This is a genomic window from Kitasatospora sp. NPDC004272, from assembly GCF_053603035.1.
Genome location: NZ_JBSGET010000099.1, coordinates 1 through 13,624, shown reverse-complemented (window position 1 = coordinate 13,624; position 13,624 = coordinate 1). Strand labels below are relative to the sequence as shown.

14 protein-coding genes are annotated in these 13,624 nt (G+C 75.7%); 6 read left to right on the top strand and 8 right to left on the bottom strand.

Annotated features, from left to right (window positions below):
• Positions 1-65 precede the first annotated feature (65 nt).
• Positions 66-2,759 carry an SdrD B-like domain-containing protein gene (locus tag ACWEO5_RS26545; RefSeq protein WP_452164751.1) on the bottom strand — a complete coding sequence of 898 codons (2,694 nt, stop codon included), beginning with the start codon at positions 2,757-2,759 and terminating at the stop codon, positions 66-68.
• A 295-nt stretch (positions 2,760-3,054) separates the two neighbouring features.
• Between ACWEO5_RS26545 and ACWEO5_RS26540 the strand changes: the two genes are divergently transcribed.
• Positions 3,055-3,582: a GNAT family N-acetyltransferase gene (locus ACWEO5_RS26540; protein ID WP_452164750.1), complete on the top strand. Its 528-nt coding sequence runs from the start codon at positions 3,055-3,057 to the stop codon at positions 3,580-3,582.
• 227 nt (positions 3,583-3,809) lie between these two features.
• Positions 3,810-4,103 (top strand): hypothetical protein, encoded by a 294-nt coding sequence (locus ACWEO5_RS26535; protein WP_452164749.1) that lies wholly within the window; start codon positions 3,810-3,812, stop codon positions 4,101-4,103.
• A gap of 101 nt (positions 4,104-4,204) precedes the next feature.
• Here ACWEO5_RS26535 and ACWEO5_RS26530 read toward each other — a convergent pair whose 3' ends face one another.
• From ACWEO5_RS26530 to ACWEO5_RS26515, 4 genes are all read right to left on the bottom strand, one after another.
• Complete coding sequence (locus tag ACWEO5_RS26530; protein WP_452164748.1) at positions 4,205-5,956, bottom strand: SDR family oxidoreductase; 1,752 nt, start codon at positions 5,954-5,956, stop codon at positions 4,205-4,207.
• Positions 5,953-6,795 carry a M24 family metallopeptidase gene (locus ACWEO5_RS26525; RefSeq protein WP_452164747.1) on the bottom strand — a complete coding sequence of 281 codons (843 nt, stop codon included), beginning with the start codon at positions 6,793-6,795 and terminating at the stop codon, positions 5,953-5,955. The genes ACWEO5_RS26530 and ACWEO5_RS26525 overlap by 4 nt, the downstream gene beginning before the upstream one ends.
• A 1-nt stretch (position 6,796) precedes the next feature.
• Positions 6,797-7,876, bottom strand: a complete 1,080-nt coding sequence (locus ACWEO5_RS26520; protein ID WP_452164746.1) for a PDR/VanB family oxidoreductase — start codon at positions 7,874-7,876, stop codon at positions 6,797-6,799.
• A 232-nt stretch (positions 7,877-8,108) separates the two neighbouring features.
• On the bottom strand, positions 8,109-9,002 hold the full coding sequence (locus ACWEO5_RS26515) for a metal-dependent hydrolase (RefSeq protein ID WP_452164745.1): 894 nt from the start codon (positions 9,000-9,002) through the stop codon (positions 8,109-8,111).
• A 203-nt stretch (positions 9,003-9,205) separates the two neighbouring features.
• Between ACWEO5_RS26515 and ACWEO5_RS26510 the strand changes: the two genes are divergently transcribed.
• Positions 9,206-9,337 carry a hypothetical protein gene (locus tag ACWEO5_RS26510; RefSeq protein ID WP_452164744.1) on the top strand — a complete coding sequence of 44 codons (132 nt, stop codon included), beginning with the start codon at positions 9,206-9,208 and terminating at the stop codon, positions 9,335-9,337.
• Entirely contained in the window at positions 9,334-9,876 is a 543-nt protein-coding gene (locus tag ACWEO5_RS26505; RefSeq protein ID WP_452164743.1) for a pyridoxamine 5'-phosphate oxidase family protein, read from the top strand. The genes ACWEO5_RS26510 and ACWEO5_RS26505 overlap by 4 nt, the downstream gene beginning before the upstream one ends.
• A 108-nt stretch (positions 9,877-9,984) precedes the next feature.
• Here ACWEO5_RS26505 and ACWEO5_RS26500 read toward each other — a convergent pair whose 3' ends face one another.
• Positions 9,985-10,335, bottom strand: coding sequence for a DoxX family protein (locus ACWEO5_RS26500; RefSeq protein ID WP_452164742.1), 351 nt, complete (start codon positions 10,333-10,335; stop codon positions 9,985-9,987).
• A gap of 150 nt (positions 10,336-10,485) precedes the next feature.
• Here ACWEO5_RS26500 and ACWEO5_RS26495 point away from each other — a divergent pair, with 150 nt between their 5' ends.
• On the top strand, positions 10,486-10,827 hold the full coding sequence (locus ACWEO5_RS26495) for a winged helix-turn-helix transcriptional regulator (protein ID WP_452164763.1): 342 nt from the start codon (positions 10,486-10,488) through the stop codon (positions 10,825-10,827).
• Between the two features lie 31 nt (positions 10,828-10,858).
• Here ACWEO5_RS26495 and ACWEO5_RS26490 read toward each other — a convergent pair whose 3' ends face one another.
• Entirely contained in the window at positions 10,859-11,815 is a 957-nt protein-coding gene (locus ACWEO5_RS26490) for an alpha/beta hydrolase fold domain-containing protein (RefSeq protein WP_452164741.1), read from the bottom strand.
• Positions 11,816-11,821: 6 nt separating this feature from the next.
• Positions 11,822-12,628 (bottom strand): DUF6193 family natural product biosynthesis protein, encoded by an 807-nt coding sequence (locus ACWEO5_RS26485; RefSeq protein WP_452164740.1) that lies wholly within the window; start codon positions 12,626-12,628, stop codon positions 11,822-11,824.
• Between the two features lie 103 nt (positions 12,629-12,731).
• On the opposite strand from ACWEO5_RS26485, the gene ACWEO5_RS26480 reads away from it, so the two are divergent.
• The gene (locus ACWEO5_RS26480; RefSeq protein WP_452164739.1) at positions 12,732-13,547 is read left to right on the top strand and encodes an SHOCT domain-containing protein; all 816 of its coding nucleotides are present in this window, start codon (positions 12,732-12,734) and stop codon (positions 13,545-13,547) included.
• Positions 13,548-13,624: the final 77 nt, after the last annotated feature.

Below are 13,624 nucleotides of genomic sequence, written 5' to 3'. Positions count from 1 at the left end.
TCCTCTGCAGGGGGTCACGGGTGGGGCCCCGGGTCGACACCCGGGGCCCCGTTCTCGGTGGTGCGTCAGTTGCTCCGGCGCCTCCTCGCCGCGATCACCAGGCCGGTGCCGAGCGCCAGCAGCAGCGCTCCGCCCGCGAGCGCGAACGGGACGGTCCCGTCCAGGCCGGTGCTGGCGAGGCTGCCGGACGGTGCCGGGCGGGCCTGCGGGGGCGCGGGCGGCGCCGGGGTCGGGGTGGGCGTCGGGCTCGGGGTGGGGGTGGGCGTCGGGCTCGGCGGGACGGGGGTGTTGACGGCGGTGGTGGTGATGCCCGCGTCGAGGTGCGCGTCGTCCAGCACGACCGGTCCGAGGACCGGCTGCTCGGGGGCCTGGTAGCCCTTGGGCGGGCTGACCTCCTGCCAGTAGTAGCTGCCGAGGTCGGCCTGCTCGGTGCAGGTGCCGTCCTCGCCGGTGGTGCACGGGTCGCCGACCTTGCTGTCCTCCGGTTGCAGGCCCGGGGCGTCGTCGGTCTCGCGCCACAGCTGGAAGACCGCGCCGGGCAGCGGCTTGCCGTCCGGGTCGTGCTTGACCAGGCGCAGCGCGCCGCGCTGCTTCTGGAAGCCGAAGTCGAAGCTGTGGTCGTCCTGGCCGGGGCCGCCGGTGGTGAGCGCCCGCTCGACGTACGTGCCGCCCTTCGGGACGGTGCCGTCGGAGTCGGTCAGGCGGTTGTCGCCGACGTTGTCCTTGGTCGGGACCCAGTGGTACAGCGGGCCGCCCTCGGCGTAGTCGGCGGGGTTGTCGAGCCGGATGGTGTACGCGGTCCTCGGCTTCAGGCCGCCGGTGACGTCGCCGTCGTCGAAGTAGTACTCGCCGCGGGCGGTGGTCTTCGTGGTGCCGACCAGCTTGCCGTCCGCGTCGTACAGGTGGACGGTGGCGCCGGGGACGGGCTTCTGCTGCGGCAGTTGCAGGCCGGAGCGCTCCGGGTCGTACCAGACCCGGTTGCCGATCTGCAGCGGGGCGCGGTCGCAGAGCACTTCGAGGTCGGCCATCGCGGCGCCCTTGCCGAAGCGCGAGCGGCCCTCGGACAGCTCGTTGCCGAAGCCCGGGTCGGGGGCGCCGGTGCGGAGGGTGAACATGGTGCCGGCGGTGACGATGTTGTTGGACACGTCGTAGCCGGAGGTGGCGATCGAGGTCTCCACCCGGGACAGCGCCATGCCCGCGAAGGCCGGGTACGGGTGGCCGTTCGGGTACGGGCGGCTCTGGTCGAAGAAGCCCTTGTTGCGGACGGTCTGGCCGCAGCCGAGGTTGACGTCGAGCACGAACGCGTCGCCGGACTTGCAGGCCTTGTTGAGGTCGGCCGAGGCGAGCACGTAGGTGAAGCCGTTGGGCAGCGGCTGCCCCTCCGGCGGGGCGGCGGCGGCCTGGTCGGCGTACCGGTCGCGGAAGGCCAGCAGCATCGAGCCGTCGGTCTCGAAGCCGACCTCGCCGAGTTCGGGCTCGGGGTTGAGTCCGCAGACCGCGCCGTTCTGCAGCGGCTGGTCGTCCTGCCACGGGTACCAGAAGTAGCCCGCGCAGATGTTCGCCGGGGTGCCGCGGTGGTCGAGCGGCTGGTTCAGGACAGCGGCCTCGAAGGCGCCGGTAGCCGGGTCGAAGGGCAGCACCACGGCCCGCAGGTCGGTGATCCTCCCGGTGGACTGGCCGGAGCAGACGCCGCCGACGTAGCCGACCCCGTCCTGCATGCCGAGGCCGTACGGGCGCCAGTCGTCGGCCGACGGGCAGCCGCCGGACGGGATGGCGTACACGGCCTTCGGGGCGGACGCGGTCGGCGCGGTGGCGTCGTACCGGTACAGCTTGCGGTCGTGCAGGTTGACCACGTACAGGTCGCGGCCGTCCTCGGTGAGCTTCAGCCCGCCGAGGCTCTCCTTGCCGACGGCGGGCAGGAACGCCGCGTCGTCGCCGTCGGTGTGCGCGGTCGTCCCGGCGTCCGGGACGGTCGCGAACAGCGCGGTGCTCTTCTTCGCCGGGTCGGTGACGTAGATCGCGCCCGGGCCGCCGGGGCCGTACGCGGTGGCCCGCTTGGCCTGGGCGGAGCTGAACAGCCGCTGGTCGTCCCGGTTCCAGGCGATGCCGAAGACGTTCCCGGTCTGGCCGCTGGTGCCGAGGTCGGTGACGTCCTTGTTCACGCCGCGCGACTCGTACGGGAAGGTCAGCAGGGTGCGCTGGGCCGCCGGGGAGCCGATCGGCGGCTGGCAGGCGGTGGCCAGCGGCGCGTTGCGCTGGCAGTAGTCGGCGGGGTTCCACAGGCCGGTGGTCAGGGTGGCCTGCTTGCCGGCCGAGAGGTCGACGAACTCCTCGTTGCTGCTGAGCTTGTCCGGCGCCCCGGCCAGGCCCTCGCGGGCGGCGAACGCCGGGTACAGCACGCCCGGCTGCGGATTGACCACCTCCACCCGGTACGCGCCGCTGGCGGTGGCCTTGGCGGGCGTCAGGGTCACGGTGCCGTCGGCGGCCGTGACGCCGGTGCGCACCGCGCCGTCGTCCCCGGTCAGGGTGACCGTCACCCCGCCCATGCCCGGCTCCAGCGCCGGGCTCCACGTCCCGCTCTCGTCGACCGCCCGGACCACCCGCACCGTCACCGAGCCGTCCGCGGTGGCCGGCGAGGCCGACGGGGCGGCGACGGCGGTGGCCGCCGCGAAGGCCGCCACCACGGCGGCGGCCCGTTCGGCCCGCCGCCGTCGCGCGCCCGGTACGGGCGCCCTGGTCTGTTGCTCTGTCTGGGTCATGCCCTGCTCTCGTCGTCGGTCGGGGAGGCACGCCGGACCGCCGCCGGAAGATCCCCCGGACGGCCCCGCGCGCACCTCTTTTGGCCGAATATTAAGCGGAATACGACCATCCGGGTTGCTGGAAAGGAAAATTGACGACCCGTCACGAAGCACGGCGATCAGAATCGCGTGCGCCTCGTGCGCCCCCTCCTGACGGACCATCAGCTTTCCGCCGGAGGCCCGCCGAACGGGACGTACCCGATCGGTTAGGCTCGGCCCGGAGCCCCGCCGGGGCGCGTGGCAGGGAGCGGCGGCGATGACGACGGGCACGGCACTGACCGAGGCGGAGCTGACGCTGCGCCCGTGGGAGGACGGCGACGCCGACGCGCTGGCGGCCCTGCTCGCCGACGAGGAGGTCCGCCGCTGGACCTCCCACCGGGTGCGCGACCGCGGCGACGCGCTGCGCTGGCTCGCCAACGAGCACGCGGGCCGCGCCACCGGGGCCCGCCTGGGCTTCGCGCTGGTCACCGGCGGGCTGGTCGCGGGCCACGTCGTGCTCAAGCGCCCCGGCGGCACCGGCGGGGTCGGCGAGGTCGGCTACTGGACGGGCGCGCCCGCCCGCGGCCGCGGCCTGGCCACCCGGGCGGTGGCCCTGCTCTCCGCCTGGGCCCTCGACCCGGCCGGCGACCTCGCCCTGACCCGCCTGGAACTGGTCCACAACGCGGGCAACCCCGCCTCCTGCCGGGTCGCCGAGAAGGCCGGCTACCGCCTCGAAGCCCTCCTCCCGCCCCGCCCCCCGCACCCGCGCGAGGCCCACCTGCACGGCCTGACCCGCCCGGCCTGACCCCCGCCCCGACCACCCGGCCCCGGACCGGACCCGGACCGGACCCGGACCGCGCACGGGCGGGCACGTGGAGGGCGCACGGAAGATCGCTCCGTCGACCTCTCGCCCTACCGCTTTGTCGACCTTCCGGCCCGCTCCCGTGCCGGACGTTCCGGCGTGACCGGGGTGGGCGGGCGCGGGAGAATGGAACGGTTCGCGGGAGCCCTGAAAGGTCCGGGAGGCGTGCGATGCGAACCCTGATCGTGGCGGAGATCGACACCGAGAAGTCCAACGAGCTGATCACCAGCGGGAAGATGCCCGAGATGATGGGCCGGATGATGGAGCAGTTGCGGCCCGAAGCGGCGTACTTCTACCCGGTGAACGGGCACCGCGGGTTCACCCTGGTGGTGGACGTGGACCAGGAGTCCTCACTGGTCACCACCATGGAGCCGCTGTGGATGCGGCTGGGCGCCAAGGTCACGGTGACGCCGTGCATGTCGGCGGACGAACTGCGGGCCGGGATCGAGAAGTTGCGAGGCTGAGCGGGCGGAACGGCAGGACGGCGGAACAGCAGGACGGCGGGGCCGCCGCGGCCCCGGGGGTGCGGCGGCTCCGCGGGTCGTGCCTTCTCCGGCGGGAGGGCTCAGCCGGCGTCGATCCGGGCGGCCCGGCGCAGCAGGGCGGGGCTGATCCGGCCGAGCAGGCGGGCCGCCTTGGCCTCGACGGTGACGGGGACGACGGGTCTGCGGGTGCGGACGGCGCGGACGATCTCGGCGGCGACCTTCTCCGGGGGGAAGCCGCGGCGGGCGTACAGCTTGGAGACCCGGGCCTGCTTGGCGGCGAGGGCCTCGCCGTCGAGGCCGGAGAAGGTGCTGGTGCGGGTGATGTCGGTGTTGACGATGCCGGGGCAGATGGTGGAGACGCCGATCCGGTGCGGGGCGAGTTCGGCGCGCAGGCAGTCGGAGAGCATGAAGACCGCGGACTTGGAGGTGGCGTACGCGGCGAGCTTCTTGGCGGGCAGGTAGGCGGCGGCGGAGGCGAGGTTGACCAGGTGGCCGCCGGTGCCGCGTTCGACCATGAGTTGCCCGAAGGCGCGGCAGCCGTGGATGACGCCCCACAGGTTGACGTCCAGGACGCGGCGCCACTCCTCCTCGGTGGTCTGCAGGAAGGTGCCGGAGTGGCCGATGCCCGCGTTGTTGACCACCACGTCGGGGACGCCGTGGTCGGTGGCGACCTGCCGGGCGAAGGCGTCGACGGCGGCGCCGTCGCTGACGTCGACCCGGTACGCGGCGGCCTTCACGCCGGAGAGTTCGCACAGTTGGGCGGTGCGCTGCGCGGCGGGCAGGTCGCGGTCGCAGACCACGACCCGGGCGCCGGCGTCGGCGAAGGCGAGCGCGGTGGCCCGGCCGATGCCGCTGCCGCCGCCGGTGACCACCACCAGCTCCCCGGCGCCGGAGGGTTCCCGGCGGGGCGCGTCGTGGTCGCGGGCGGTGAACTCGCGGACCAGGGCGGCCACCGCAGGGCCCCGCTCCAGCAGCGCGGACCAGTGGGTGGCGTGCAGGGCGCGCCGGGTGAGCCGGGGGACCCAGCGCTCCAGGCCCTCGGAGAGGAAGTCGCTGACGTAGCGGTCCCGTTGCAGGGTGATCAGCTGCACCGGCACCTCGGTGTGCCGTTCGCGCGGGGCCCGCACCCGGGGGCGCATGTTGGCCCGGTACAGCTCGATGCCGTGCACGGCGTCCTCGGCGAGGGTGGCCTGCGGGTGGCCGGGCCGGGGGCGGACGGCCTCCAGGTCGCGCAGCACGCGCGGCCAGAGCCGGGCCAGGCCGAGCCGCCAGGCGGCGGGGGCGAGGAAGGGCAGGTGGAACACCGCGATGTACCAGGAGTGGGCGCCCTGGCGCAGCAGTTGGGCGAGGTGCCGGGGGGTGGGGCGGTGCAGCCGGTGCCGGATCCAGTGGCCCATGTGGTCGAGGCAGGGGCCGGACATCGTGGTGTAGGAGGCGATCCGCCGGTGGGAGCCGGGTGCGGTGACGGCCTCCCACGCCTGGACGCTGCCCCAGTCGTGGGCGACCACGTGCACGGGGCGGTCGGGGCTGACGGCGTCGGCGACGGCGAACAGGTCCGCGCCGAGCAGTTCCAGCCGGTAGTCCGCGCGGGCGGCGGGCACCCCGGAGGCGCCGGAGCCGCGGGTGTCGTAGCGCACCACGTGGTGGTCGGCGGCCAGGTCGGCGGCGACGTCGTCCCAGACCGAGTGGTCGTCGGGGTAGCCGTGCACCAGGATCACCGTCGGGTCGGCCGGGTCGCCCTGCTCGTACACGGCGAGGGGGAGGCCGCCGGAGTCGACGGTGCGTCGGCGGGGCGCGTCGGTGCCGTGGGTCCCGTTGCTGCGGCCGGTCATGCTGCGTCCTCCTGGAGTGCCCAGCGCCGCACGTGCGGCAGGTCGTCGTCGAGCCAGTACGCGTCCTCGTCGGTGACGACGAGGAGTTCCTCGAACTTGATGCCCACCTCGCGGAAGCCGATGTGCGGTTCGACCGCCCACAGGCCCGGGGTGGGGGCGTGCCGGGAGGCCCGGCCGCCCGCCCACAGCGGGGAGCGGCCCTCCAGGCGTTCCTTCACCAGTTCGCGTCCGAGGGTCTGCAGCGTACGCACCCCGAAGCCGAACAGGTTGACCCCGGCCGGGCCGCGGGCGGTGTTCCGGGTGACCTGGTGGCCGATCACCCGGCCCGGGTAGACCCGGTGGCGGTTGTCGTAGCCGTGCGCGGCGAGTTGGGCGTCGACGGCGGCGTACACCTCGGCGAGCGGCTTGCGGGCGCGGACCTCGCGCAGGATCAGCTCGCGGTAGACCCGCAGGTCCTCGGCGAGCAGGTCCCAGACCGGGTTCTCGCCGACCTTGCCGCCGTAGCCGATGTCGGCGGTGTAGCCGTCGACCACGGGCGCGCAGTCCAGCACGTACGGCATGCCCTCGGCGAGGACGCGGGAGCCGGCGAAGAACTGCAGCGGGGTGTGGAAGTGCCGGAACGCGGTGCGGTCGCCGAACCAGGCGAACGGCACGTGGAAGAAGTCCTGCACCCCGGCCCGCACCAGGCGGCGGCGCAGTTCGGCGGTGGTCTGGCGTTCGGTGACGCCGGGTTCGATCCAGGCGGCGACCTGTTCGGCGCAGTGGTAGGCGAGCTGCTGGACCTCCCGGAACCTGGCCAGGTCGCGCTCGTCGTAGGGGAACCGGGGCGGCTTCGACACCTCACACCTCCAGGACGAGGGTCTCGCCCTCGGCGGCCCGGGACACGCAGGGCAGCACCAGCCCGGCGGCCCGCTGCTGTTCGGTCAGGCGGCGGTCCCGGTGCTCGGGCGTCCCGGCGGACACCTTGAGCACGCAGGTGCCGCAGAAGCCCTGCCGGCACGAGTACGGCAGGTCGGGGCGCAGCTCGCGGGCGACGTCGAGCGCGGAGCGGTCCGCCGGGACGGCCAGCGTCGTGTCCCCGATCCGGATCGCGAACGGGCGTCCGGCGCGGATCGGCGCGGCCCCGAAGCGTTCGAAGTGCAGCGCGGCGGCGGGCGAGCCGGGCAGCGCGCGCTGGACGGCCAGCAGCATCGGCGCGGGCCCGCACACGTAGACGGCGGCGCCCCTGGGGGCGTGCCCGAGCAGTTCGGCGGCGTCCGGGACGCCGTGCGCGTCGTCGGTGCGGACGGTCACCCGGACCGGGTCGAGCGCGGTCAGTTCGGCGGTGTACGGGAGCGCGGCGGCGGTGCGGCCGGTGTGCACCAACCGCCAGTCCACGCCCGCCCGCTGGGCGGCCCGGGCCATCGGCAGCAGCGGCGTGACGCCGATCCCGCCGGCCAGGAACAGCACCTTCTCCTCGCCGCAGAACGCGAAGCCGTTGCGCGGCCGGCGCACCCGCAGCCGCACGCCCACGTGCAGCGCGTCGTGCACCTCGACCGAGCCCCCGCCGCCGTCGGCGATCCGGCGCACCGCGATCCGGTAGCCGTGCCGGTCGGCCGGGTCGCCGCACAGCGAGTAGTGGCGCTCCCGCCCGGACGGCAGGGTCAGCACGATCCGCGCCCCGGGCTGCCAGGGCGGCAGCGTCCCGCCGGACGGGTCGGCCAGCCGCAGTTCCACCACGTCCTCGGCGACCGCCCGGTGCGAGACCACCACCAGGTGCAGCGGCGGCACCCCGCGCGCCTCCGCCCGGCGCGGACCGCGCCGCAGCCCGGGGCGGCCCAGCGCGGGGGCGTACCAGTCACCGAAGGCGGTCAGCCGGGCGAAGAAGCGGTCGGCCCGTGGCCGTCCGTAGAGGTCGGGGGGCGGGGTTTCGAGGTCCATGGGGTACGGCTCCATCGGGAGAGGGGCTGCGCAGCCGGGGGCGCGGGGAACTGCGCGGAGGGAACGGGACACGAGCGGGATCCGCGGCCGGAGGGTCGGTGGCAGGTGGGCGGAGCCGCCGGGCGTGACGCGCTCCGCGGGGCCCCGCGGCCAGGACGCGGGTGCTCGGGGAATCCGGGTCTTCCCGAAGTCCCGTTCCCCCTCGCGCGGTTCTCCGCGTCCCTGTTGTCGCTCAGCGCGTCGCGGCGGCCTGCGCGGCGGGCGACTTCGCCAGGTACGCGAGGGCCTGCGAGGAGCTGCCTTCGCGGGTGGGGTGGTAGCCGGGGCCGAAGTACCTCGCGGCGGAGCGCAGGAAGCGTCCGGGTTCGGGGAGCAGGCCGCGGCGGGCCGCACGGCGGGCTTCGCGCCAGGTGGGGGCGGGGCGTCCGTCCAGGGCGGGGTCGGCGGCGAGCAGGAAGCGGGCGCCGCGGACCCACAGGTGGATCAGCAGCGGGCCGGAGACGGCCATGCCGCGGACCCGGCGCAGGTAGCCGGGGTCGAGGTGGCGCATCAGGTCGTAGGCGACGCTGCGGTGCTCGACCTCCTCGGCGCCGTGCCAGCGCAGCAGGTCGAGCATGGTGGGGTCGGCCCCGGCGCGGTCGAGGCCGGGCGAGTTGAGGGCCCAGTTGCCGAGGAAGGCGGTGAAGTGCTCGATCGCGGCGACGAAGGCGACCCGTTCGATGGTGTTCTCGCGGCGCTGACGGGCGGTCAGGCCGGGCTTGTCGCCGAGGACGCGGCGGAACAGCCAGCTGATCTGCCGGACGTAGGGGCGGGGGTCGAGGCCCTGGCCGAGCAGGTGGTCGAGGACCTCCTGGTGGGCTTCGGCGTGGATCGCCTCCTGGCCGATGAAGCCGAGCACCTCCTCGCGCAGCTGCTCGTCCCGGATCAGCGGCAGCGCGTCCTTGAACACCTTGACGAACCACCGCTCGCCCTCGGGGAGCAGCAGGTGCAGGACGTTGATGGTGTGGGTGGCGATCGGCTCGTCGGGGATCCAGTGCAGCGGCAGTTCGGACCAGTCGAAGTGCACGTCGCGCGGTTCGAGCACCAGGCTGTCGTGCACGGTGGCGGGCGGGGTGGGGCGGGGCATGGGGTGCCTCCTGACGCGCGGTGGACGAGGCGGTGGACGCGGGCGGCCCCGGTGGGCACACCGGCAAACTACTCGCGGGTAGCGGGCCCGACAAGGGTTTCGACCACTCTTATCAACATCGAGTCTAATAAGCCGCCCGATCGGGTGACCCCGCCCCGGGGACCCGTTTGCCACCGCCCCCGCGAACCGCCAGGGTGTGTCCCGTGCCGGGGCGGCGGCGGCGGCGCGAGCACCGGCCGGACGAGGAGCACCGCCGCCGCGTCGACGGGCGGCGGTCGCCGATCGGCACCCCGTGCACCCGCCCCGACACCACCGCCCAGCAGGAGGTCACGTGACCGACGCCCGCTCCCCCCTCGTCCGCGCGCTGATCGCACACCCGGTGCTGGCCGCGCCCGACTACCCGCCGCCGGACCACGCGCCCACCGGACCGGCCGAACTGTTCACCGCCTGGCTGCTGGACGCCCTCGCCGCGAACGTCCCGGACGCCCAGGTGCTGACCCTCGCCACGATTGACGCCGAGGGCCGCCCGGACGCCCGGGTGCTCGTCCTGCGGGACGTGCGACTCCCCACCGCCGGCTGGCACTTCTGGACCGACCCGGACTCCCCCAAGGCCGCCCAGCTCGCCGCCCGCCCGGACGCCGCGCTCACCGCCTACTGGCCCGCCCACGGCCGCCAGGTCCGCCTGCGCGGCCCGGTCCGCCCCTCCCCCGCCTGCCCCACCCCCGCCCCCGACCTGCACTGCTACGCCCTGCACCCCGACCAGGTCGAGTTCTGGCAGGCCGGCCCCGACCGCCACCACCTGCGCCGCCGCCACACCCGCACCCCCACGGGCTGGACGGACACCGGCTGGACCGACGCCCGCCTGCCCGGTTAGTGCTCCGGCGGCGCCGGGGCCCCGGCGGCGGACCCGGCGGCCGTCCTCCTCGGAGGCCGAGCCGCCAGGCGGCGCGGTCGAGGCCGGCGCCAGGCCGGCCGTCCGCCGTCAGAGGGTGGCGGCACGCAGCACGATCAGGGCGACGGAGGCCACGGTGAGGACCGCCGCCGGAGAGGCGCCCTTGCGGTCGCCGACCCGCAGGTGGAAGGCGACCGCCCCGGCGAAGTAGAGCGTCAGGCCGATCGCGGCGGCGATTCCGACGGGCCCCCACCGGAGCCCGGCGATCACACCGGCCGCGCCCGCGATCTGAGCGGCGATCAGGAGGGCCATCATGCCCTGCGGCACTCCGAGGGTGGACATCTGCTCGGTGATGTGCCGCGTCCGCAGGGACTTGGCGCCGGCCGACACCAGGAGGAGCGCCGACATGACCACGGTGAGGACGGCGAGGGAGACGAACATGGCTGGAACCTCGATCGTTCGAGATGCGAGTAAGGGAGCGTGCGCACCTCGACGACGATAGGCGGCCGTCAGGTACCTCCAGGTAACCTTCGGGGCGTGAGCCTGCGCCCCGGAATCGTCTTCCTCGCCGACTGTCCCGCTCTCCTGGCCATGGAGATCATCGCCAGCAAGTGGTCCGTGGTCACGCTCTTCGCGCTGACCGACGGCCCGTTGCGCCACGGCGAGTTGGTCGAGCTGAGCGGTGGCATTTCGCGCAAGGTACTGACCCAGACGTTGCGCCGGCTCCAAGCCAACGGGCTCGTCGAGCGGCACGCGTACGCCGAGGCGCCGCCGCGCGTGGAGTACGGCCTGACCGACCTCGGGCGCACCCTGGAGGAGCCCATCAGGATGCTCACCGCGTGGGCGCGGGAGAACGGCGAGGCGGTCGTCACCTTCCGGGAAGCGGCCGAGGCGGCCCGGCACAGGGACCGGCCGTCCTCGACCGCATCGTGAACCCCGTCACCGGCCTCCCCGGCCTCCCCGGTCAGCACGGCGGGCCGAGCAGCCGCCGCAGCCAGTCCCGTCGGGCGGCGACCGCCGTGCGGCTGATCGCGGCGTGCGGGGCGAGGGTGTCGAAGCCGTGGCAGGCCCCGGGCCAGACGTGGAGTTCGGCGGGGCCGCCGTCGCGCCAGAGGGCGTTCGCGTAGGCGGTGACCTCGTCGCGGAAGGTTTCGGCGGAGCCGACCTCCAGGTAGGCGGGCGGGAGGCGGGAGAGGTCGCGGGCCCGGGCGGGGGCGGCGTACGGGGGGAGGTCGGGGGTGCGGTGCAGCGGGCCGAGGGCGGCCTGCCAGGCGGTGGTGTTGGAGACGGCGTCCCAGGTGTCGTGGCCGGCGGCCTGCCGGGTGGAGGCGGTGGCGCCGCGGTCGTCCAGCATCGGGCTGAGCAGCAGTTGGCCGAGCGGGGTCGGGCCGCCCTCGTCGCGCAGCAGCAGGGCGAGCGCGGCGGCCAGCCCGCCGCCGGCGCTCTTGCCGGATAGCACGATCCGGCCGGGGTCGATCCGCAGCGGCCCGGCGTGCCGGACGGCCCAGCGCAGGGCGGTGCGGCAGGCGTGCAGCGGGGCGGGGTAGCGGGCGGCGGGGGCGAGCGGGTAGTCGACGGAGAGCACGGCCAGTCCGAGCGGCTCGGCCAACTCCCTGAGTACGCGCGGCAGTACGGCGTGCGCGTTGCCGCCGATCAGGCCGCCGCCGTGCAGGTGGAGCAGGGCGGGCAGCGGCCGGTCCGTCCCGGCCGGGCGGGCGGCGACCAGCGGGGCGCCGTCGGCGTCGTGCTCGACGGCCTCGAAGCGTCCGCCGTCGGCGAGTTGCCGCAGGGTCGGGCGGGGGCGCCGGGCGGCGTCGCGCCGCTGCCACTCGGCCAGGGCGCCGGGCGTCAGCGGGGCGGGCGCTCCGCCGCGGGCGGCCAGCGCGGCGGCCAACTCGGCGTCCAGGTGGGGCTTGTGCACGGGGCCTCAGATCATCGGGAGGCAGGGCTCGGGCACGGCGTCCGCGGGCAGCAGGGCGAGGACGGCGGCGAGGGTGTCCGGCACGCCGTCCTCCTCGCGGACCTCCCGGCGGCCCTCGCCGTGGCGGATCTCGTAGCGGTCGCCGCCGAGCGCGCGGACCATCGGGAGGTCGTGGCAGACCGGGTGCTCGGCCCGGCGGCTGAACGTCAGCCAGAACATCGACATACCCGGGGAGAGCGCCCGCAGCCGCGGTTCGGCGTGTGCGGCCTCGATGAACGCGCGCAGTTCGGCGGCGTACCGGGGCCGGGGCCGGGCGGCGCGCAGTCCCGCCCAGCGGGCCGGCACCGGGTCGCCGCGCTCGTACGCCTCGGCGAGCTCCGAGGTGCCCAGGAAGGGCCAGCGGCCGGTGAGTTCGCGCACCGGCACGGCCCGCAGCCAGTGCGCCGCCGCCCCGGCCACCGCCGCCAGGTCGTCGGTGCGGCCGGCGGCCATGGGGACCCACCGGACCGAGCACTGGACCCGGAAGGCGCGCTCCCCCTCGGCCGTCGTCACGGACACCGAGCGTTCGCCCGCCTCGGCCCGCACCGAGCCCGGGTACCGGTCGGGCGTGTCCTCGGGCAGGGCCGCGCCGAGCGCGGCGCGCAGCGATCCGGCCCGCACCAGGTCGGGGTAGTGGCGGGCGTACCCGTCCGCGGGCTGCTCGGTCACGGGCCGTTCGGTCACGGGCCGTTCGGTCACGGGCCGTTCGGTCACGGGCCGTTCGGTCACGGGCCGTTCGGTCACGGGCTGCTCGGTCGCGGGCTGCTCGGTCATGGCGTCGAGTATGCGCCAGGCACGCCCCGCGCGCCGGGAGTCGACGGACGAACCCCCGGCCATTGGACTGGACCATTCACCCGCAACCGCTAGCATCGCGCCCATGGACGACACGGTGGTCCCGGACGAGCCCCGCTGGCCGGGTCTTTCGGGCGGGCGCTGGTTCGGGACGGGGTTCTTCGCGGTGCTGGTGGCGGCGGGCGGTTTCGGGGCCGCCCGGGCCCAGCTGTCCCAACCCGTGGCCGAGGGACGGGTGCTGGCGGGGCTGGCGCTGTTCGGGGCGTTCCTGGCGTTCGTGTGCGGGCAGTTGATCGCCCGGGGCGGCGGCCCGGACGGCGGGGTCCCGGTGTTCGGCGCGGGTACGGCCGTGCTGGCGGGGGCGGCGCTGGGGGCCGGGGGCGCGGCGGCGGGCGGCTGGGGCGGCCGGCCGCTCGCGGCGGTGGCGGTGCTGGCGGCGGCGGGCGCGGTGCCGGCCGCCCGGCACTCGCGCCGGTGGTGGCTGGCGGACCGGGCGGAGCAGCGGGCGGCGGCGCTGCTGGAGCGGCGGATCCGCACCGAGGGCGAGGCGGTGCGGGGCACCGTGGTCCGGGTCGACCGGATCTCCGCCGAGCCGAACCACGAGGGCCGCTACTGGGCGACCCTGACGGTCCGTTACCGGGCCGGGGGCGTCGCGCACGAGGCGGAGCACCCGGTCTCCTTCCCGGCCCACTCCCGGCCCCGCCCCGGCGGCGCGGGCACCGTCCGGTTCCTGCCCGGGGCGCCGACCGACGTCCGGTTCGAGCTCGACGACCCGGACGCCCCGCAGGACGGCGCCGACCTGCCCGACCGGATCGGGCGGTTGCACCGGCTGCACCGGGACGGCGCGCTCACCGCCGAGGAGTTCGCCCTCGCCAAGCGGCGGCTGCTGGCCGGGGAGTAGGCCCCGGACGCCTCCGCCCGCGCCCCCGGGGCACCGCGCCGCGCCCGGCCCCGATCGCCCGCGGGCGGGCCGTGCCG